The following is a 20,698-nucleotide window of genomic DNA, read 5'->3' as shown; positions in this document are numbered from 1 at the left end:
TGCGATTACCCGAAAGGCCCATTAAATTGCCCTGTTTAGTTCTTCTTCGCCACGGTCAGTCCCAATGGAACCTCGACAACCGCTTCACCGGGTGGGAGGACGTGCCTCTTACCGAACTCGGTCGCACCGAAGCGCAACGCGCCGGTGCGCGGATGCTGGCCGAGAAAATCAGCTTCGACCAGTGCTTCACATCGAACCTCCAACGAGCTCAAATCACGCTCGCTCTGGCTCTCGAGGAAATGGGGACGCCCGACATGAGCGTCATCAGACACGAGGCGCTCAACGAGAGGCATTACGGCGACCTGCAGGGACTCGACAAAGGTGAGACGGCCAAAAAATACGGCGACGAGCAGGTCCATATCTGGCGTCGCAGCTTCGATATTCCCCCACCAAACGGAGAGAGCCTCAAGGACACCGCCGCCCGAACCCTGCCCTGGTTTCGAGAAACCGTACTCGGGGCGATTCGCAAGGGCGAGGATGTGCTTGTCGCGGCTCATGGAAATAGCCTGCGAGCGATTGTGATGGAATTGGAGGGGCTGACACCCGAGGAGATCCTCGAGGTAAATATCGGCACCGGAATTCCGCTGGTTTACCAAATGACGGAAGCTGGCGAGGTTCGCGAAAAAGCGATTCTGGACTAGCCGCGAGCTACCGCCAGCAACGCTTCGAGCATCGCCGGGGCGTCGCCGAGTACCCCAAGGTCCGAGGCCGCAAAGATTTCCGCCTTCGGGTTATTATTGACTCCGATGACCGTTCCAGCCCGCCGGATCCCGACCGTATGATTGAAGGAACCCCGAACCCCGAGCCCGAGGTAAACGTGGGGACCAATATAGCGCCCGGACAATCCCACCTGAGCCTGACGCGGCAACCAACCCAGATCACAGACTCGCCGCGTCCCGCAAACGACCCCCCCGAGCTTCTCTGCGAGCCTGGTGACCTTGGCCATATGTTCGTCCCCACCGAGACCGAAGCCCGCGCAAATCACCAGCGAAGCCTGATCCAGATCGACCCCACCCAACTCTGTTTCGCGAACGAAATCGTGCCAATGGGGCTCCATCAGCGTCTCTTCGTCCCCGAACTCGAGGATCTCTGCCGGAGCGCGATTTCGGTCGGGTTCGCTCCTGTCGAGAACCCCTGCCCGCAGGGTCGCGAATGCCGGTAAAGTCCGGGAGGCGATCGGTGCGACCAATTGCCCCCCGAAGGCCGGCTTGAGGGCGAGCAAGCCATGGCTCGGGTCCATCTCGACGCCAATCGCGTCGCCGGTCAATCCGAGGCCCAGACGTGCGGCCAAATGAGGCAATTGATCGCGCCCCAGGGAGGTCGCGGGCCCCAGTGCGATTGCCGGCTGGATTTCCTCGATCGCACTCTCGAGCACCCCGATGGCACCAAGTGCGGTCCCGGAACTCTCTTCCGGTCGAATCCAGTAGTCGGCGCCGAAGTGACCGAGCTCGGCACGGATCTCTTCGCTCCAGGCAGTGCCATCGCGCCAGTCAGGCTGCCGTCCCCACGCCGGGCCCAAAAGAAAAACGGCGACCGAGGCCTTGAGGTGACTGGCCAGCCGATCAGCCGCGGCGAGCAGCTCGAAGGTCACGGGCCGGATCTGTCCTTCCGGGTCCAATTCCCCAACGACGACAATTCCACCGGGCCCGACCGGCAGGGACAGATGGGCGACCTTGGGAACGCCTGCGCGCGACTCGGCATGCGACAACTTCTCCCGCACCAGATCCAGAATATCTTCCGCCGCACCTTCCGGGTCACCCTCGGCATTTCTTGTTCGTTGCGCCCTCGCCAGCGGGACCATGCGAACATCTTCCACCCATGTCGGAGACCCGGCGCTCCCATAAACCTCGGCCGGACCCGCCAGGTCACTGACACCGCGGCGATCGACCGGGGCATTCTTCTCCCGATCCTCGTCGGGCAATCTTCGGGGCATGCGTGTCTTCCAGCGATCCGTGCAAGTCACGACAACCGGACACAGTGCTTCACCCGTCACCGCACCATCATCGCCTTCGCATTCCGCGACAGCGATAAAGCCCCGGGTTTGTTCGGGATCCGGCTTGAGTTCGAGTCGTCGTGCCCCGGGCAAATGCGCCGCACCGATAAAGGCCGCTACTTCGGAAGGCACCTGTCCCGTTTCGGCGTCAATACTGTAGCGCCCGGCGAGAATGAGGTCCGGTCGCATAGGCTCGATCAAGTCTGCCAGAGCCCGCGCCGTGGCGAGAGTATCCGCGCCCCCAAAACCGGGGTCGCAAAGGTGAAACGCCTCGTCGAAGCCAAGAGCCAGACATTCGCGCAGGATCGACTCGGCCTGCGGTGGCCCCATGGTCACAGCACAAACCCAACCGCCGCCGGCATCCTCGCGCAAACGACAGGCCTCCAGTGCGGCGCGTCGATCGAAAGGGTTCATCAGAAGGTCCACGCCCTCGCGCCGCAAACGTCCGGTCTCGGGATCGAGGCTTTGCTCGGTGACCTCGGGAACCTGCTTCACGAGCACCAGAATACGGGGGCCCACGGTAGTGTCCATTATTCGCCCTTCACCGTCAGGAGACTCTCACCGCCCAGATAGGGACGCAGGACCTCCGGCACGACGACACTCCCGTCCTCTTGCTGGTAGGTCTCGAGAATCGCGATCATGATTCTTGGCAGCGCCAGACCGGAACCGTTCAGGGTATGCAGGAAGTCCGGCTTGCCCCCAGCCTCTGGCCGGAAACGAAGGTTGGCACGGCGGGCCTGGAAATCTCCGAAATTCGCGCAAGAGCTGACCTCAAGCCACTCCTCACTGCCCGGTGCCCATACATCGATATCGAACTTGATCGCTGCGACGAAGCTGAGGTCCCCCGTGCACATCTGAATGACACGATAGGTCAGGCCCAGGCGCTTGCAGATGTCCTCGGCATCGCCCAGAAGACTCTCCAGCTCCGCGTCGGAATGCTCGGGATGCACAAACTTCACCATCTCGACCTTGTCGAATTGGTGGCCTCGTTTTATCCCGCGCACGTCGCGACCTGCCGACATTTTCTCGCGGCGAAAGCATGGTGAATACGCGACGTGCCGGACCGGCAGATCAGCCTCGGGAAGAACTTCATCGCGGTACAGGTTCGTCACCGGGACTTCAGCCGTCGGCACCCACCAATGCTCACCCTCGATATCCCGATAGAGATGCTCTGCAAACTTCGGCAGATTGCCTGTCCCGACGAGGCAATGCTCCTTGACCATCGCCGGCGGGTAAATCTCGACATAGTCGTGTTCCCGCGTATGGACGTCCAGCATGAAACTGATCAGGGCTCTCTGCAGGCGCGCGCCGGGCCCGGTCAGCACGTAGAAGCGAGATCCCGAGATCTTCACGCCTCGCTCGAAATCAATCGCCCCGAGCGCCGGGCCAATTTCCCAATGAGGCTTGGCTGTAAACGAAAAAGACACCGGCGTTCCCTCGGTGCGGAGCACGACGTTGTCGGCGTCGTGGGCACCCTCGGGAACCGCCGGGTGCGGCAAGTTCGGGATCTCCAGCATCAAATTCCTGAAGGCCGTAGTGGCTTCGTCGACCACTTTTTCAAGATCGGCGATCTCTGCGGCCAGTGAGCTGACCGAGGCTCCGGCAGCCTTGCGCTCCTCAGGGGGAAGCTTGCCGATCTCCTTGGAGCGCTTGGTGCGCTCGGCGCGACGGGACTCCAGACCATGGAGTGCCTCGCGGCGTCGGGTATCCAGTTCCAGTACCTGGTCGATCAGGGACGGATCGGCCTGCACCTTGGCCAAACCCTCCCGGCAGAGGTCCGGGGTCTCACGAATCTTTCGAATATCGAGCATCAGTCTATTGTCGTAGAATCGAAAGTCGCTCCCCGCAAACTCGGGCTAGAAGGTACTGCGAAATGCGTCCGGAAAATGCCGACAAAAAGGCCGGCCTGCCTCCCAGTTGACCGCGATCACATCGAATCGAACCGGGCCCGCCAGACGCCGGCCCCGCAGCCATAAGGAGGCCGCGTTGACGATATGCGCCTGCTTGCGAGTGCCTACCGTCTCGGAAGGACACCCATATCGAGACGTCGACCGAGAACGAACCTCGACAAAAACCAGAGTTGATCCGGTCCGCGCGATGAGGTCCAGCTCCCATCGACCGCATTGGACGTTCCGCTCGAGAAGATCGTAGCCAAGCGTTTCCAGATAGGCTGCCGCTGCGGACTCTCCATCTCGTCCGTATCGTTGACGCTGATTTCCCCCCCGGTTGGCCATCGATTGAGCTTGATGGTTCGGCTCGGACCATCCAATCACCTACGGATTGTCATCGAGGACGATGCGAAGGCCGGTGGGAAGACTGTCGGCGACGATGCGGGCTCGGAGTTCGGGACTCGCAGGCTGAACCGTCCGAACGATCGCCGCGAGTTCGCGGGTGTTTTCGTTCCCGGAAAGGCGTTGCGCACATGCCTCGCGTAAATCCTCCTCGAGGTCTCTTGCGCGGTCACCCGAACGACGTGCCATCTGGGCGACGGCCAAGGCCTGCGACGGAGAAAGATCTCCGGGGCAGTTCAGGAACGCCCGCAAGACTTCGGCCACCCGTGCGGGCGGAAGAACAGTATCCGCTGGACCATAAACGAGTTCGCGAGCCCCCATCCGACCCAGCGCCCAGACCTCTGCGTCCGAGAGCGATTGCAAATCGGCCGTCTTGCCGAGGAGGCCATCGAAAACTTCGCCCTTGGGCCCGACACCGACTCGCTCGAGCGAGCCGGCAACCTGCCACATTTCACGGAATTGCTGGGCTGCGGAGCGCTTCCGGTTCTTGCGCCGACGATTCCCGGGCAACAAGACGGGGCGTAACTCCTGCAAAAGCGCTGTTTGCTGCGGCCGACTCAACCCCCCGGCGACCCGCTTCCAGAGAACCCACCATTCGGCACCGCATTGACTCGATTTCGGGAAGTAGAGTCCCTCGTTGAAGAGCCGCCAGACCTTCTCCGAACGGAGATCGTCTCCAAGTTCTCCATAGCCTGGGCGAAGCAGGTAGCCACAAAGGTTCAACCACCGTGATTCGTGCTCCGGCGAACGCCGACGGAAGGATTCATGCGCGAGGAGAACATCCCATAAATGGCGCAATGCGGGCATCGGCCAGCCACTGCGCGACAGACCCAGAACGTCCTCCAGCCTTGCCATCACCCGGACCGGATCCGCATCCCCGACAAAGGCTTGGGCAAGGACCGTCTCTGCTTTCGCGAGCGCCTCGGGCGCGAACACCGTTTCGGCACCAGAGGATTCCTCTCCCCCTTCGGGCGCCCATGTCTCCGACGTGGCTTGGGTACGGAGATCGAAGGACAATTTCCAGCGATGCGTGGTTTCCCTCGATTCGCACCAGACTTCCAGGGTCCCCGTTTCTGTGAGAAGTGCTCGCAAACTCACTGGAACAGGACGAGATTCCAGAGACTTGCCGAACTGCAGACGACTGCCCAGCGGCGGCAGAGCGGTAACGCTGTCGCTATCCCGCGGGTACAGCGCTCCGGGTGTATCGCCCATCCTTGTGGTCGACACGAAGAGCGGAAATTGCACATGCTGGTTGGTGGCGAGCTCGAGGAGTGGCTCGCTCAGTTCAACCTCTTCGCCCTCCTGCATTCCCCGGCTGGCCAGGCAGACCATCGTGGGCGGCTCGCGACCGGCAACCCCCAGAAAGTACGAACGCGCCGAGCCCCCGGAGATCCGGTTCCCGCTTCCTCGCAGAGCTTTTCCGTACGCGACGGCCCCTCGAGCGACCGCAAGGTCATGATCGGCATCGGCCAGCTCGACTGGGGATCGCCCTGTCCAACGAAGGAGCTGCTCGCAAAGGCGTTTCCGGATCGGCTCAGGCTTGAGGGCCCCACCATTAAAAAGAACGGCATCGGGGACCACTCCGGTCCCGAGAGCAGCAGAGGCGCGACCCAGAAAGGCCGCCAGATGACGCGAGATCGCCGGATCTGCCGCAAACGGAAGGCCAAACTCCTGCAGGCCTGCCTCGGTTTCCAGCGGTCGAGCATCCGCCTCCACCAGCGGAAAAAAACCCTCGAGAAGGGTCTTCTCGGCGAGGGAACCGGCCAGACTGCCTCTCAAGGTATTCCCGAGCAGACGCCGCCCACCCCCGGCAACCGCAATCTCGACGGAATCGGCGGGATCGTTGGCATCGAGGATTCGCTCCTTGGCGAGTCGTGTCTGCAAGGTGAGCTGCTGCCAGCGAGGCGCGTCCAGCCCGGAACGTCGATCGCCGACGATTGCGTGCGCCAACGCCAGATCCATATTGTCGCCCCCCACAAGCAAATGGTTTCCGACGAAGGTGCGTTCGAGCCCGCGTCCCGTGGCGGTGGTGCGCACTGCCACCAACGAGAAATCGGTCGTTCCGCCGCCGACATCCACCACAAGGATCAGGGAAATACCTTCGAGAAGGCTTCGCCAGTTCTCGTGGGTGGCGGTCCACGCATAGAGAGCTGCCTGAGGTTCCTCGAGAAGGCGGACTCTTTCCAACCCGGCGAGCGAAGCGGCCTGCACGGTGAGTTCGCGAGCGACTTCGTCAAACGATGCCGGAACCGCCAAAACCACATCTTGCCGGGAGAGAGGGGAATCGGGATGCCGGGCATCCCAGCCCGCCTTCATATGGGCGAGAAATCGAGAAGAAACCTCCACGGGAGACCGCTTGCGGACCTCTGCATCGGCACCCCACGGAAGAATGGCCGACTCGCGGTCGACCCCGCCGTGACACAACCAGGACTTGGCCGAGGTCACCAGACGCCCTGCCTGACGCGTTCCCAAGGCTGTCGCCAGAGTGCCCACCACCTCCTCCTGCGGACTCGCCCAAGGCAGCACAATCGCTTCCGCCGCGACATCGTGCTCGCCGGCGAGGTAGAGGGCGGACGGCAGTGTCGCACGACCCGCAACTTCCCCTTCGCTGACCAATTGCGGAATCTGAAACGATTGCGGCCGCGAGTCACCACTCGAATCAGCGAAGGCCAGAGATGAATTGGTCGTACCCAAATCAATTCCGACAACAAAATCAGCCATGCTCAGCTCCCCCTTCGGCCCTTACCCCGAAGGTCAGTTGCCAGCGACCGTCCCCCTCCGCGACGAAGAAAATTTCGAGCGTACCGATTTCCGTCAAATGCGATTCCATGTGGACCTGCACGCGAGCGCCGGCCACCCCGGATAGCTCAACGCCCAACGGCGCCAGCTCGTCGAGTTCCTCGGTTTCAAACTCATCGAGCAGCGTTCCGGCGCAGTCGTCATTGCGAGTCGAGGAGGCATAGAGCCGGAACTCCGCATGGGCGCCAAGCAAAAGTCCCAATTGCATCCCGGGGATCACGACCGAACTTCCCTCCTCGAGTCCGAAGGGAACCACGCAGATACTTCTCTGCGCCGGAGCCTGCCCCGGCACCGCCGGCATGGAACTCGCCATGCCGATATAATACGAGCGCGCAGCGCCGCTGCGGATTCGCAGACCCTCCCCGCGACGCGCCGCCCCGAAGACCGCAGCGCCACGTGCGACACCTTCCGCCAAATTTGCGCCTTGCAGAAGCCGCGGCGGAGTCCCACCCTTTTCCGCCGCCCATTTGCCCAAAACCGACTCCAACCTGCCGACGATCGGGGGTGCCGCGAGCACCCCGCCATTCAGAAGCAGGCAGGTTGGGCCGCTGGCGCCTTCGAGCTGATGACCATGATTTCGGAGGAAGGTCGCCAGATGAGCCGTGATCGAGGGGTCCCGAGCAAAAGGAAGCCCTATTTCCTGGAGCCCCTCCTGATCCTGAGGGCTCGACTCATGATTCGCCGGGACCTCCGCAAAAAACCCGCCCAGCAACAATCGCTCCATATCGGCTCGAAGCAGCGTGGCGCGAATCGTCCCACCCAAAAGCTTCCGAGACCGAGCGAGCACGGTGAGCGGGAACTCGTCGGGTCCGCCCTCCGCGAGAAGACTTTCTTTCCCCTCGCGACACGATGCCACCAGTGAGCGGAACTGTTGCGGGTCCAGACGGGTACCTTCCTTCGCCAATTTCTGACGCACATCAAACGCGAGCGCGAGATCCATATTATCCCCGCCCAGCAGAAGATGGTCGCCCACCGCGACCCGCTCAAGATGAAGTTCGCCATCCTGCTCGTCAACAACGAGCAAGCTGAAGTCGGTCGTCCCGCCCCCTACGTCACATACGAGCACGGAGTCGCCCAGAACCAGATTCTCCCGTAATCGGGCTCCATCCAGTCCTGCCCAGTGATACACCGCTGCCTGAGGCTCTTCGAGCAATTGCGGATTCTGGATGCCCGCGTCGCGAGCAGCCGCGATTGTCTGCTCTCGCGCGGCTGCATCAAACGAAGCCGGCACCGTCAGCACGACATCTTGATGTTCCAGACGAAGGCCCGCATCCTTGCCGGCCATCTGCCAATCCCATGCCTCCCGCAAATGCCGCAGGTACGCCGTACTCGCCTCCAGCGCCGAAATTCGCACGAACTCCTCGCCAACGCCTTCGGGGAGCAGAGGTTCACCGGCAAAACCGGCCTGATGGCAAAGCCAGGACTTCGCCGAATGAATCACCTGATCCGGATTTGCCCCCGATCGCCGCAGAGCGAAGGTACCGGCGACGCCTGGAGGTGTCGGGCCCCACGGTGATTGCAGCGAACCAATTTCCTGCTCATCACGCCGGGGAAGATAGAGACAGGAAGGAAGCGAAGTGAGGGCCTCGACCGACCCGGCCGCAACCACTTGCGGGATCGCCAACATCTCGACACCGACCGAAATATTCTCTAGGTCGATCCAGGCAACTCCGGAATTGGTGGTACCGAGGTCGATGCCAACGACGTATCGGCTTCCGTCGGGACTTGCACTCATCCTTGATTCACATCGATTTCCGCAGGCGCCAAAATCCGAGGGTCACTTCCTTCGGTGGCTCGCGGGAGCTCCACAAAGGTTGCGATCCAGCCAGGATGCACAAGAACGCCCTGCCACGGAGCCTGGCCCGTCGGGCTCCCCTGCAGCCGGATGGAGACCGGCGAGAAACCCTCCTCCAGAACCACCGGAGCGCCCTCCTCCTCCTCACGCAGGGGTGCAAGGCGAACCCGATCTCGCAGCGCTCTCACGAGACCTGCGTGCACGCCCCTTGCCGCGGCCCCGACCTCCTCGTCACTGTAGCCGGCCACATCTTCCGACACAAAATCCAGAAGGCGAGCCTCTTCCTGCAGAGTAGCCAGCAGACGAAGCGCCACAGCATCCGGATCCGGGCCGACCGGCGCCTCCGGCGGTTCGGGAGGGCGTGCTTCCGTCTCCACCTTCACCGGGACACCCGAACCGCTCATCCGCCCGGCCAGAAGGGCGACCACAGGACCAAGAAAGAGCGCCACAAAAGCGGGGAGGCCGGGCGACTCGCCGGTCGCCCTCAGAATGATCTGCGGGTCACCGGCCGTCCACGCCTCCTGGTAAGCCACCCAGGCGGCCGCGTTGATGGAACCAAGCGCCGCGAGCGCCCAGAAAACTCCGGCCCAGGAGACCACCAACCCTGCAAAGCTCCAAAAAAAACGACGCTGCCCACCTGCCTGCATTCCCATGAAACCTAGTTTCGCGGTCGGGGCTCCCTCGTGCAAATTGCCGCTTCCCCAACCGCCATGTAAAGACACCTCATGGCGGTGACTATCGAGGATGTGGAAAACATGGCACGCCTTGCCAGGCTTGGCCTGCGCGAGGAAGAAAAGCATTCGTTGCGAGGGGAGTTGGAGTCGATCCTGGCATACGTCGAAAAGCTCCAGGAACTCGACACCGACGGTGTTCTGCCCACTCTGGGGTCCGGGAACGAGCGCCCGGTCCTGCGGGAAGATGCCGTGACCAACCCGGAACGAGCCCGCGAGATGGTCGCCGGCGCACCAGACCCGGACGAAACCTTCCTTCGTGTTCCCAAGATTCTCGACTAGATCGGATTCCCTGCGATGAATTTACTCGACCCCAGAACGTTTTCTGTTGCCGAGGCTCGTCGGAGCCTCGACGCGCGAGAAATCACAGCCACAGAGCTGACACGCGCCCTGCTCGACCGGATCAGCCTTGTCGAAGGCCGGCTGCACGCGCTGCTCGCCGTTACCGGGGAACGCGCGCTCGAAGACGCCGCCCGAGCCGACGAGGAGCTTTCGGCGGGCATCTCCAAGCCCCTGCTCGGAATCCCGATCGTTCTGAAGGATATCTTCGCGACCAAAGGAATTCGGACCACCTGCGCCTCACGAATCCTGGAGAATTTTGTGCCGCCCTACGATGCCGATTCCACTGAACGACTGGCGGCGGCCGGCGCTATCCTCATGGGCAAGGCGAATATGGACGAATTCGCCATGGGGTCTTCCAATGAAAACTCCGCTTACGGCGCTTGTCGAAACCCCTGGGATCTCGATCGCGTGCCCGGAGGATCCTCAGGCGGGTCCGCGGTTGCCGTCGCAGCCGGCGAAGCCCTCGCGTCTCTGGGTACCGACACCGGAGGCTCGATTCGACTGCCGGCAGCCTTTACCGGGGTCAGCGGACTCAAACCGACCTACGGTCGAGTCTCCCGGTACGGCGTGATCGCTTACGCGTCTTCCCTCGACCAGGTTGGACCGTTCGCGAAAACAGCTGAAGATTTGGCGATGGTGCTGGGCGTCATCGCGGGTCATGACCCAAAGGACTCGACCTCTGCAGAGGTTGCCGTACCCGACTACCGCGCGGAACTCAGCGGCGATCTGAAGGGTCTGAAACTCGGCTTGCCCCGGCAATATTTCGAGGGAGGGATCTCCGAGGATGTCGAGCGAGCCGTACGCGAAGCGTTGGAGGTCCTGCGAGGGCGCGGCGCTGAATTGGTCGAGGTCGACCTTCCTCATACGCCATACGCAGTCGCGACCTACTATCTGATTGCGACAGCAGAAGCCTCCTCGAATCTCGGACGCTACGACGGCGTGCGCTATGGGCATCGGACCGCCAAGGCCACCAACCTGCTCGAGATGTACCGGGAAAGCCGAGTGGAGGGATTCGGGCCAGAGGTCAAACGCCGTATCATTCTGGGCACCTATGCGCTCTCGGCGGGCTACTATGATGCCTACTACCGCAAGGCTCTGCAGGCGCGCACCTTGATCCGGGAAGACTTCGAGAAGGCCTATGCCCACTGCGATGCCATCGTCACCCCGACCGCGCCCCAGACAGCGTTCCGGCTCGGAGAAAAGGCCTCCGACCCCTTGTCCATGTATCTCTCGGACGTTTTCACCAACTCCGCCAATCTCGCTGGAATCCCGGGGCTGGTCGTACCGTGCGGATTCGACACCAAAAGACTTCCGATAGGTCTGCAGATCCTCGCCCCCTCGTTCGGCGAGGCGACTGCCTTGAAGATCGGCGATGCCTACCAGCAAGACACCGCCTGGCATCAGGAAATGGCAGATCTGACCGGGGGCAAAAACTGATGAACGGAGACAAGCAAATGGATACCGCTCCGGGGGATCCCTCGAGTCAGCGCTATGGGGACTGGGAGCCCGTGATCGGCCTTGAGGTTCACGCACAGCTTCTGACCGTCTCCAAACTCTTCTGCGGATGTTCCACCTCGTTCGGGGCCGAGCCGAATGCCCATACCTGTCCGGTCTGTCTGGGCATGCCTGGCGTTCTACCCGTGCTCAACCGACGCGCCGTCGAGTTGTCGGTGCGCACCGCTCTCGCGACCGGATGCTCCTTGCCTGAGACCGCAATCTGGTCGCGCAAGAACTATTTCTACCCGGACCTGCCCAAGGGCTATCAAGTCAGCATGTACGAGGAACCACTCGCCGTTGGCGGTCATCTCGACGTCCCGCTCGAGGGTGGAACAACTCGCGTGCGCCTCACGCGCATTCATATGGAAGAGGATGCGGGCAAGAGCATTCATGATCCTCAGGAAGCTTATTCGCGCGTCGACTTGAATCGGGCGGGTGTACCTTTGATGGAGATCGTCAGCGAGCCCGATATCCGATCCCCCAAAGAGGCCGCCGAGTATATGAGGACGCTTCGCGTCCTCCTCCAGCATATCGGCTCCTGCGATGGAAATATGGAAGAGGGAAGTATGCGCTGTGACGCAAATGTCTCGATCCGCAAGCGCGGGACCGAGCAACTGGGTACGCGCACCGAGATCAAGAACATGAATTCTTTCCGGAATATCGAGCGAGCCGTCGACTGGGAGATCCTGCGTCAGATTGATCTGGTCGAGGACGGCGGCTCCGTCGTCCAGCAGACGCGTCTCTGGGATGCAGACCGCGAGCGCACCGAGTCGATGCGATCCAAGGAAGACGCTCATGATTATCGCTACTTTCCGGAACCCGACCTTCCGCCATTGCGCGTCGAGCCCGAATGGATCGAAGCCATTCGCGCGGACCTCCCCGAGCTCCCGGCCCAACGCCGGGATCGCTTTGTTCGAGACTACAGCCTGTCCGCATATGATGCGGCGATCCTCACCAGCCGTCGCGACCTCGGGGATTATTACGAAGCCGCTGTCGCCGCCCATGACAATCCCAAATCGATCGCCAACTGGGTCATGGGCGATGTCCAGCGGATTGTCAGAGACCGCCGCCTCGACGATGCTCTCGTGATTGAAGAGTGGCCGGTGGCGGCCACTACACTCGGTAATTTGGTGATGCGAATCGACGACCAGACCATCAGCGGGAAGATCGCAAAAAACGTTTTCGAGCAGATGCTGGAATCCGGCAAGGACGCCGATCAGATCATCGAGGAACAGGGCCTCCGGCAAGTGACAGACCCGGGCGCGATCGCAGCGGTCGTTACCAGCGTGATCGCGGCTCATCCCGATAAAGTCGAGGAATATCGCGGTGGCAAGGATAAACTTATCGGATTCTTTGTCGGCCTTGTCATGAAAGAGACGCAGGGCAAAGCGAACCCGAAAGCTGTCAACGAGGCCCTACGGGCCCAACTGGCCGCTCCCGAGTAAAAACACCCTTTCCCGACAGAGATATTTCTGCTCCAATCGTACCGCGAGTCACCTAAAGCAAGACACCCCCAAAATGAAGAAGATTCCTACAGTTCTGACCGTTCTTTTCCTGCTTGGCCTCGTCTCGACCGGCGATAGCCTCGCCGCGGATCGATTGCCGGATATTTTCACACTTCCCGGAGATCGAGCCTTTGTTCCCGAAGGGTCAAGTGTCCAGAGAAACCTGGCGTCGGCATCCAAGGAATTGGCACGGCTCTCGACCAGTTTCGAAAAATGCCACAGCAAGGGCGTTCGAAATGTCGCCAAAGGGAAACCCCATAAACTGGAGTCCTGTCTGGGTAGAGCGCAGGCGCGTTTCGAGTCCAAGCTGCGGACGATCGAAAACAAGGGGGACGGGTTACCCGGATGTGCGAACTTCCGCCAGATGGCCCTCGCGATCGGCCTCGACCGCCAAAGCCTGAACGCTCAGCAATATTGCGCTTCACCAGCGGGCGCGATGGTTGACGGGCCAATTCTTTACTGAATCCCTACTTCCCCGAGGCCGACCTCTCCGGGATCGTTGCGCCCTGCGATGCCCCCGAATCGGCCCCCGGACTCGGCCGGACAACGAAGGGCGCCACGCCACCTGTCTTGCCTTGAGATGACACCCACGCTTGCAACTCTCGGGCCGTCACATCCCCTTCGCCCACGACTTCGTAAACGGTCACATCCACGTAGTCCTGATCGACCTCCTCTCGACCGTCAATCACGATCACACTCGCGCGAAAGCTCCCCGGTACCCGGTAGACGTGCGAAGGGTTTTGCTGATCGCTGAATGTCGTGCCGTCACCAAAGTCCCAATGGTAGCGATAGGGTGGTACCCCGGTGCCGGGCAGAACCTCGACGTCCAATTGCACCCCCAGAGGAATCGCCCCCATCGTCTCATCGCCATCCGCAAAAACCGTCAACGCGCCCACGCGATCCTCGGGATTACCGGGCGTCGGCCCCGGTTGACCTGTCTCGGCGGCCCCGAGTCCCCCAGCAATGAGAAAAAAAACAGCAAGCGAGATCAATAAACGGGAAAACATGCCCGCAGGTGTTGCAGTTGTGACGGTCCACAGTCAAGTAGGAACCATGGTCACGCAAAAACGTTCTCAATGGCTCGATCGCATCGGCTCCTTCTTTGCCTTACTGCTTTTCGCCGGGATCCTCGTGGGTTGGCTGCGCCTCGGCGCCGCTCTAACCGCTTTCTATCTTTTTGCTCTCGGTGGCATCGGCGCTGCGCTGGTTTCGGGGGCTTTCTTCGTCCGACGCCTGCGCGGACACCCCCTGGGCGCACCCGGTCTCGCGACTGTGGCTGCCGGACTCGCGTTCATCCTTGCTGTTCTGACATCCTCGGGGGATGGGCCTCCGATCAACGACTTCACCACCGATCTTCAGGAGCCTCCTAGCTTTGCCCACGCCCGCACGCTCCCCGCAAACCTTGGACGCGATATGGAATATCCGAAAGAGTACGCGGCGCAGCAAACGGAATGCTGCGGCGACCTCGCACCGCAAACATTTTCAACCCAATCTTCAGAAACGTTTGCAGCGGCCGCGGCAATCGCCGAGGCTGAACCGCAGTGGACCGTCGTCCTCGTCAATCCAGAAAATGGCACCATCGAGGCGACTGCTTCGACACTCATTTTCGGATTCCAGGACGACATCGTGGTGCGCGTCCGCCCGAGCGATTCGGGAAGCATCGTGGATATCCGCTCGAAGTCCCGCGACGGGAAAAGCGATCTGGGGGCGAACGCCGCACGTATCCGATCGTTCCAAAATAAACTTTCCGATCAGATTCGCTGAGAGCATTAGCGGTGGAACCCCTTGCGGCACAGGGACTTTTTTAATCGGATGCTCTCCGATTCCTTGACACGCCCCAGCCATTCGCGTACTCAGGGGCACGCTGAAGACAGCACATAATTTCAACTGGTTTTGAAGGAGATGCAAGAATGACAAAGACGGAATTGCTGACGGTACTCGCCGAGTCTGCGGACATCACAAAGAAGCAGGCAGATCAGGTATTGACGACGCTGGTCACGACGGCTGCGAAGGCAGTCAAGAAGGGCGATCCGGTCAAGATTCCCGGTTTGGGTATCTTGCGTCTGCGCAAGATGAAGGCCCGCATGGGGCGGAATCCGCAGACGGGTGAAGCGATCAAGATTCCGGCCCGCAAGAAGGTCGGCTTCACAGTTGCCAAGGCATTCAAAGATGGGGTTCTTGGCGTCAAAAAGAAGTAAAATTCTTGCTCACCCGAGGCGCCTCGAGGCGCCCTTGGTAGACGGATTGGAAAAAGCCCTGATTTATCAGGGCTTTTTCTTTTCTTTCGAGAGGGGAAAAGGCGTGAACCCTCTCTATTTACCGTGGCATCGCTTGTACTTTTTACCGCTGCCGCATGGACATGGATCGTTGCGCCCGACCTTTTCGGCGGCGCTTGCCGGCTCCTTCGGGAGGTCGCTCACCGCTCCGTGACTCAGGGTCATGGGCGCCGGTCTGCGCTCCTCTTCCAGTCGCTCCACGTCTTCGTCTCGCATCAGCTGGACCGTAAAGAGCTTGCGAATGGATTCTGTTTCGATCCGCTCGATCATCTCGCCAAAGAGAGCAAAGCCTTCCTTCTGGTAGGCCTGCAGAGGGTTCTGCTGGGCATATCCACGGAGCCCCACGCCCTCCTTTAGCCGGTCCATCGAGAGCAGATGATCCTTCCACTGCTGATCGATCGTCTGCAACATGATGACCTTCTCAAGGTGCCGAACGACCTCCGGACCGTACTCGGTCTCACGGGCCGTGTAATATTCGCGCGCCTTGTCGGCCAGCTTTTCGGGGAAATCCTCGAGGATCAAGCCTTCTCGCTCTGGCGCGTCGAAATCGAACGACGTCCCGTAACGTTCCACCATCCCCCGCTCGATCTCGCCCCAATCCCAGGCGTCCGGCTGGAGATCGGCGTCGACAAATTCGGCAACGACACCGCCAGCCAGGTCGTCGACCATCTCGTCGATACCCTCTCGGGTCGTCTCCCCGCCCAGTGCCTCACGGCGACGGTGGTAAACGACCTCCCGCTGCTTGTTCATGACGTCATCGTATTCGATCAAATGTTTGCGGATGTCGAAGTTATGCCCCTCGACCTTCGCCTGTGCATTTGCGACGGCCTTGGTGATCATACGATGCTCGATCGGCTCGCCATCCTCGATGCCGAGCTTGCTCATCACGCCCTGAATGCGTTCGGCACCGAAAATACGCATCAAATCATCCTCGAGACACAAGAAAAACCGCGAAGAGCCGGGATCACCCTGCCGACCGGAACGCCCACGGAGCTGGTTATCGATTCGTCTCGATTCATGCCGTTCCGTGCCGATGATATGCAGGCCGCCGGCCTCCATCACTTGCTCACGTTCGGACTCACAATCCACTGCATAGCGGTCCCTCGCCGCGATGAAGGCCTCGTCGCGGGGATCGTTGGTGCCAACCTCGACCTGCGCCAAAGCCTCGGGATTGCCTCCGAGCACGATATCCGTGCCGCGGCCGGCCATATTTGTGGAAATTGTGACAGCTCCGAGTCGGCCCGCCTGAGTCACAACGCCTGCTTCACCGCCATGATTCTTCGCGTTCAGGACGTGATGCCGAACCCCGCGCTTTTTGAGATGACGCGAAAGCAGTTCAGACTTCTCGATCGAGATCGTACCGACCAGAACCGGCTGGCCGCGTTCCCGGCAAGCCTCGACCTCGTCGGCGACCGCGTCAAATTTCTCTCGTTCCGTCTGATAGACGACGTCGGGTCGATCGTCCCGAACCATCGGGCGATGGGTCGGCGCCACAACCACATCCAGATTGTAGATCTTCTTGAATTCCACCGATTCCGTATCGGCGGTTCCGGTCATGCCGGACAGCTTTTCATACATGCGGAAGTAGTTCTGGAAGGTGATCGTAGCGAGCGTCTGGTTCTCTCGCGCAACCGTAACGCCTTCCTTGGCCTCAACGGCCTGATGCAGCCCGTCCGACCAACGGCGTCCCGGCATCATGCGTCCGGTGAACTCGTCGACAATCACGATCTCACCGTCGTTAATCACATAATCGACGTCTTTCTGGAAAAGCGCATGCGCTCGGAGTCCCTGGTTCACATGGTGCAGGGTATCGATGTTGCCGGCATCATAGAGGTTGTCGATCGAGAGAAGCTCCTCGCATTTCTCGACCCCCTGCTCGGTCAACATTGCCGATTTATGTTTTTCGTCGACGGAGTAATCGCCCTCCTCGGGTTCGCCCTTCTCCACCTTCCGTCCTGCTTCAAGGCGAGGGATGATCTGGTTGATCTCCTGGTATCTACCGGTCGAGTCGTCTGCGGGCCCCGATATGATCAGGGGAGTTCGCGCTTCATCCACCAGAATCGAATCCACCTCATCAACAATCGCAAAATGGAGGTCCCGCTGAACATAGTCCTTCAGGTCGAATTTCATATTATCGCGCAGATAGTCGAACCCGAACTCGTTGTTCTGGCCGTACGTGATATCCGCCTGATAGGCGGCAATTCGTTCCTCCTCGGTGATTCCGTGCAGGACAACTCCCACAGACAGACCAAGGAATTTGTAGATACGCCCCATCCACTCGGCGTCCCGACGTGCCAGATAATCGTTCACGGTCACGACGTGGACGCCCTTGCCCGTCAGCGCGTTCAAATACGCTGGCAATGTGGCCACCAGAGTCTTGCCTTCGCCGGTCTTCATCTCCGAGATCCGTCCCGTGTGAAGAATCATCCCTCCAAGCAATTGCACATCGAAGGGGCGCATACCCACGGCACGCCAGGCAGCCTCCCGGGCGACGGCAAAGGCGGGGACCAAAATATCATCGGTGGTTTCGCCGTCGGCCAGACGCTCCTTGAGAACGTCGGTCTGCCCCCGCAACTCGTCGTCGGAAAGAGCCTTCAGGCTCTCCTCCAGCTCATTGACCTCTTCAACCAGCGGCAGGAGCTTCTTCAGCTCACGGTCGTTTCTGGTCCCGAATACCTTCCTTACGAATCCACCCAGCATCTTGCATCGAGCCTAACCGGCGACGTTGTTCCCTGCAAAACCCTCGGCACCCCGCAAAACCACGCGTACGGCAGACGACACGCTCTCACCGTAGAAACGAGTGCCCAGACGCATAAATCGGTCGGGTACGTCCGTCACAAAGAAGCTCGCCTCACCGCGTCCTCGCGGTTTCAGCAACCCGTCCCGTCGAAGTGCCGTGCGGAGGGCCCGTGCCGTTGCGGCTGCAGAGTCGATAATATCTACGTTTTCTCCCAAATAGCGCCCGATGGCTTCCCCCAGAAGCGGGTAATGGGTGCAGCCGAGAACCAATGTGTCGACCCCGCTGGCTTTCAAACTGGATAGATATCGAGCCACCACCCTTCGCGCGACGTCGTTGTCCACCCAACCCTCCTCGGCCAGAGGCACAAAAAGAGGGCAAGCACGGGTAAATATCTCGATCTCGGGATTTACGGACAGAAGCGCTTGGGGGTAGGCCCCGCTCGCCATTGTCGCCTCCGTCCCGATCACGCCGACACGCCCGTTCACCGTCTGCTTTGCCGCCGCGGCCGCCCCGGGTTCGACCACGCCAAGAATCGGCATTGAGAACCTCTCGCGAAGCATGGGCAGGGCCATTGCCGATGCCGTATTGCAGGCGATCACCATCGCCTTGACCCCGCGCGCGGCAAAGAACTCCGCTGTTTCCAGTGCATAAGCGTTGATGGTCTCTGCCGACTTCGTGCCATAGGGAACTCGTGCAGTATCCCCGAGGTACATCAGATTCTCCTTGGGGAGCAGTTCGGCGATCGAGGAGAGGACCGTCAGTCCACCGACCCCGGAATCGAAAACTCCGATCGGGCGATCGTCTCCGGCTCGGCCTCTGGCACCCGGCTTCTTTGGCTTCTCAGGACTCATCGGACTTCAACCCCGGCACGCGCCCGTAACTCTCAAGGCGTCGACGGATCTCGAGAATACCCTCCTTGGATAGGGCCGAGAAGGCAAATACCTCGGGTACTTCCTGGCGGATACCATCGAGGGATTTTCGTCGCGCCTCTCTTTTCAGCTTGTCGACCTTGCTCGCAACAATCAGAATCTCCTTGTCGTGAGCATGTGCAAAATCGATCATGACTCGATCCCCAGGCGTGATCCCGCGCCTGCTGTCGACCACAACCACGATCGCCCGAAGAGTCTCGCGACCAGAAATATAGCGCTCCACCATTGGACGCCATTGCGCGCGAATATTGGCTGGGGCGCGAGCAAAACCGTAGCCCGGAAGGTCCGCCAGAGAGATCGGACTGGGACCGACGAAGAAATTTACTTCTTGTGTCCGACCGGGCGTCTTGCTCGTCCGGGCCAATCCACCGTGACGCGTGAAACAGTTGATCAGAGAGGATTTGCCCACATTCGAACGGCCTGCGAAGGCGACCTCGGGCATGCCGAGATCCGGAGGCTCGCCGGTGACCCCGATCGCGCCCGCAAATCGCCACGCTCCGCCGGTAATCCGCTTGGGCTTCGGCGGCCGCTTCTCAGTTCCAGCCCGAGCCGCCGGCGCCTGAGCTCGAGTCCTCGTATCGCGGTGCCGGCGTGCCATAACCCGAATCTCCAGTCTCTCGTTCGCTCACCGCCGCTGGTGCGTCATATTCACGCAGCGTGCTTGCCATCGGCCGCGGCGGTGCATTGAAGTGTATCTTCTCTGCGCCGTCCAGCATCGGAGGCGTCAATACCCAGGTTCCGTTGATCGAAGCATTCCAGATCTCATTCGCCACCTCGACGTCGCCCCCGGTCACACAGTAAGCGATACCGCCAGTAGCAGCCCCAAGGAGCGCATAGACGGCCTTCGCCGGAACGTAGAGAACGGTTGCAAACCCGGCCCCAACCCCAAGACCCGCCTCGCGCCAGAACGACTCTTCTGCCTTCGCTGACCCGACCGAGCCGAAGAGAAAGGCCCCACAAATTCCGACGACCAGCCAACGTTTCAATCTCAATCCCTGTCTACCGTCCACATCCACCTCCACAATGAAAAGTTGTCCTCTGGCTACTCTGTAGCAAAAATCGCTTCGTCCGGCAGCATTTCGATCAGCAGGTCGAAGGCCTGCTGGACGACGGATTCATCCTTGCACTCAATGGTCAGCTTCACGCTGTAATCCGTCGTATCCATCTTCGGGTAGCTACCGATCGCGACCGCCGGCAAGCGCGCGGTAACATCATTCAAAAAACCCGCTATCTGGCTTTCGTGGTGCCGGCTGTAAATCACTCGCAGGTGATAGGGCTGGCTCGAAAAACGATCTGCCAGCGCGGCAAATTTCTTGCGAAGAATCTCGGGGACCCCGGGCAGGATATATACATTTTCGATCGAGACCGTCGGGAATCCCAACTGAGAGTCTTCCAATAACTCCGCGCCCTCGGGTGCTTCGGCCATTTTCAAATGGTGCTCGTTGACGCGATCGCCGAGGTACCCTCGGATCGAGGCCGCCAGCTTCTCATCTTGAATCACCGGACGATCGAACGCAGCGGCCACTCCCGCGATCGTGACATCGTCATGGGTGGGCCCGATTCCGCCCGAGGTAAATACGTGGTCATAGGCGTGATGAAACTCCCGAACGGTAGCCGCGATCAGGTCGATCTCGTCCGGGATCGTCAGCACCCGACGCAATTCGACTCCGAGCTTGCGTAATTCCACCGCGAGGAAGTTTGAATTCGCATCCAGAACTTTCCCCGAGAGTATCTCGTTTCCGATAACAATAATCCCTGCTGTGGGTATCGACATAAGCTGGCCGCCGCAGTGCCTTTCCA

19 protein-coding genes are annotated in these 20,698 nt (G+C 60.6%); 7 read left to right on the top strand and 12 right to left on the bottom strand.

Annotation, left to right across the window (positions count from 1 at the left end; all coding sequences use genetic code 11):
• The first annotated feature begins 26 nt into the window (after positions 1–26).
• Entirely contained in the window at positions 27–641 is a 615-nt protein-coding gene (locus P8K07_09100; protein MDG1958681.1) for a 2,3-bisphosphoglycerate-dependent phosphoglycerate mutase, read from the top strand.
• On the opposite strand, the gene P8K07_09095 is transcribed toward P8K07_09100, so the two are convergent.
• From P8K07_09095 to P8K07_09070, 6 genes are read right to left on the bottom strand one after another with little or no spacing between them, the layout of a single operon-like run.
• The gene (locus P8K07_09095; protein ID MDG1958680.1) at positions 638–2,524 is read right to left on the bottom strand and encodes an FAD-binding protein; all 1,887 of its coding nucleotides are present in this window, start codon (positions 2,522–2,524) and stop codon (positions 638–640) included. The genes P8K07_09100 and P8K07_09095 overlap by 4 nt on opposite strands.
• The gene (serS, locus tag P8K07_09090) at positions 2,524–3,804 is read right to left on the bottom strand and encodes a serine--tRNA ligase (GenBank protein MDG1958679.1); all 1,281 of its coding nucleotides are present in this window, start codon (positions 3,802–3,804) and stop codon (positions 2,524–2,526) included. Before serS ends, P8K07_09095 begins: the two co-directional genes overlap by 1 nt.
• Before the next feature lie 45 nt (positions 3,805–3,849).
• Positions 3,850–4,227, bottom strand: coding sequence for a YraN family protein (locus P8K07_09085; protein ID MDG1958678.1), 378 nt, complete (start codon positions 4,225–4,227; stop codon positions 3,850–3,852).
• A gap of 39 nt (positions 4,228–4,266) precedes the next feature.
• On the bottom strand, positions 4,267–7,005 hold the full coding sequence (locus P8K07_09080; protein ID MDG1958677.1) for an Hsp70 family protein: 2,739 nt from the start codon (positions 7,003–7,005) through the stop codon (positions 4,267–4,269).
• A complete protein-coding gene (locus tag P8K07_09075; protein ID MDG1958676.1) occupies positions 6,998–8,818 on the bottom strand; it encodes an Hsp70 family protein in 1,821 nt (606 codons plus the stop codon). The genes P8K07_09080 and P8K07_09075 overlap by 8 nt, the downstream gene beginning before the upstream one ends.
• Entirely contained in the window at positions 8,815–9,531 is a 717-nt protein-coding gene (locus P8K07_09070; protein ID MDG1958675.1) for a DUF2760 domain-containing protein, read from the bottom strand. The genes P8K07_09075 and P8K07_09070 overlap by 4 nt, the downstream gene beginning before the upstream one ends.
• Positions 9,532–9,603: 72 nt before the next feature.
• On the opposite strand from P8K07_09070, the gene gatC reads away from it, so the two are divergent.
• The 4 genes from gatC to P8K07_09050 all read left to right on the top strand — a co-directional run bounded on the left by gatC (position 9,604) and on the right by P8K07_09050 (position 13,416).
• A complete protein-coding gene (gene gatC / locus P8K07_09065) occupies positions 9,604–9,891 on the top strand; it encodes an Asp-tRNA(Asn)/Glu-tRNA(Gln) amidotransferase subunit GatC (GenBank protein ID MDG1958674.1) in 288 nt (95 codons plus the stop codon).
• 15 nt (positions 9,892–9,906) lie between these two features.
• Entirely contained in the window at positions 9,907–11,388 is a 1,482-nt protein-coding gene (gene gatA / locus P8K07_09060) for an Asp-tRNA(Asn)/Glu-tRNA(Gln) amidotransferase subunit GatA (GenBank protein MDG1958673.1), read from the top strand.
• Positions 11,388–12,893 (top strand): Asp-tRNA(Asn)/Glu-tRNA(Gln) amidotransferase subunit GatB, encoded by a 1,506-nt coding sequence (gene gatB, locus P8K07_09055; protein ID MDG1958672.1) that lies wholly within the window; start codon positions 11,388–11,390, stop codon positions 12,891–12,893. Before gatA ends, gatB begins: the two co-directional genes overlap by 1 nt.
• A gap of 73 nt (positions 12,894–12,966) precedes the next feature.
• The gene (locus tag P8K07_09050; protein ID MDG1958671.1) at positions 12,967–13,416 is read left to right on the top strand and encodes a hypothetical protein; all 450 of its coding nucleotides are present in this window, start codon (positions 12,967–12,969) and stop codon (positions 13,414–13,416) included.
• Between the two features lie 4 nt (positions 13,417–13,420).
• Here the strand turns inward: P8K07_09050 and P8K07_09045 are convergent, their stop codons facing one another.
• Entirely contained in the window at positions 13,421–13,960 is a 540-nt protein-coding gene (locus P8K07_09045; protein MDG1958670.1) for a PKD domain-containing protein, read from the bottom strand.
• Positions 13,961–14,006: 46 nt separating this feature from the next.
• On the opposite strand from P8K07_09045, the gene P8K07_09040 reads away from it, so the two are divergent.
• Positions 14,007–14,717 carry a DUF1499 domain-containing protein gene (locus tag P8K07_09040; GenBank protein MDG1958669.1) on the top strand — a complete coding sequence of 237 codons (711 nt, stop codon included), beginning with the start codon at positions 14,007–14,009 and terminating at the stop codon, positions 14,715–14,717.
• A gap of 146 nt (positions 14,718–14,863) precedes the next feature.
• Positions 14,864–15,151 carry an HU family DNA-binding protein gene (locus P8K07_09035; protein MDG1958668.1) on the top strand — a complete coding sequence of 96 codons (288 nt, stop codon included), beginning with the start codon at positions 14,864–14,866 and terminating at the stop codon, positions 15,149–15,151.
• Positions 15,152–15,265: 114 nt separating this feature from the next.
• Here P8K07_09035 and secA read toward each other — a convergent pair whose 3' ends face one another.
• The 5 genes from secA to P8K07_09010 are packed head-to-tail and all read right to left on the bottom strand — an operon-like array spanning position 15,266 to position 20,672.
• Positions 15,266–17,929: a preprotein translocase subunit SecA gene (secA, locus tag P8K07_09030; GenBank protein ID MDG1958667.1), complete on the bottom strand. Its 2,664-nt coding sequence runs from the start codon at positions 17,927–17,929 to the stop codon at positions 15,266–15,268.
• Positions 17,930–17,941: 12 nt separating this feature from the next.
• Entirely contained in the window at positions 17,942–18,820 is an 879-nt protein-coding gene (murI, locus tag P8K07_09025; GenBank protein MDG1958666.1) for a glutamate racemase, read from the bottom strand.
• Positions 18,810–19,496, bottom strand: coding sequence for a ribosome biogenesis GTP-binding protein YihA/YsxC (gene yihA / locus P8K07_09020; protein MDG1958665.1), 687 nt, complete (start codon positions 19,494–19,496; stop codon positions 18,810–18,812). The genes murI and yihA overlap by 11 nt, the downstream gene beginning before the upstream one ends.
• Positions 19,432–19,890, bottom strand: coding sequence for a hypothetical protein (locus P8K07_09015; GenBank protein ID MDG1958664.1), 459 nt, complete (start codon positions 19,888–19,890; stop codon positions 19,432–19,434). The genes yihA and P8K07_09015 overlap by 65 nt, the downstream gene beginning before the upstream one ends.
• Before the next feature lie 50 nt (positions 19,891–19,940).
• A complete protein-coding gene (locus P8K07_09010) occupies positions 19,941–20,672 on the bottom strand; it encodes a competence/damage-inducible protein A (protein ID MDG1958663.1) in 732 nt (243 codons plus the stop codon).
• Positions 20,673–20,698: the final 26 nt, after the last annotated feature.

This window comes from Candidatus Binatia bacterium, from assembly GCA_029248525.1.
Classification (GTDB): domain Bacteria; phylum Desulfobacterota; class Binatia; order UBA12015; family UBA12015; genus UBA12015.
This window is presented reverse-complemented; position numbering and strand designations above follow the sequence as displayed.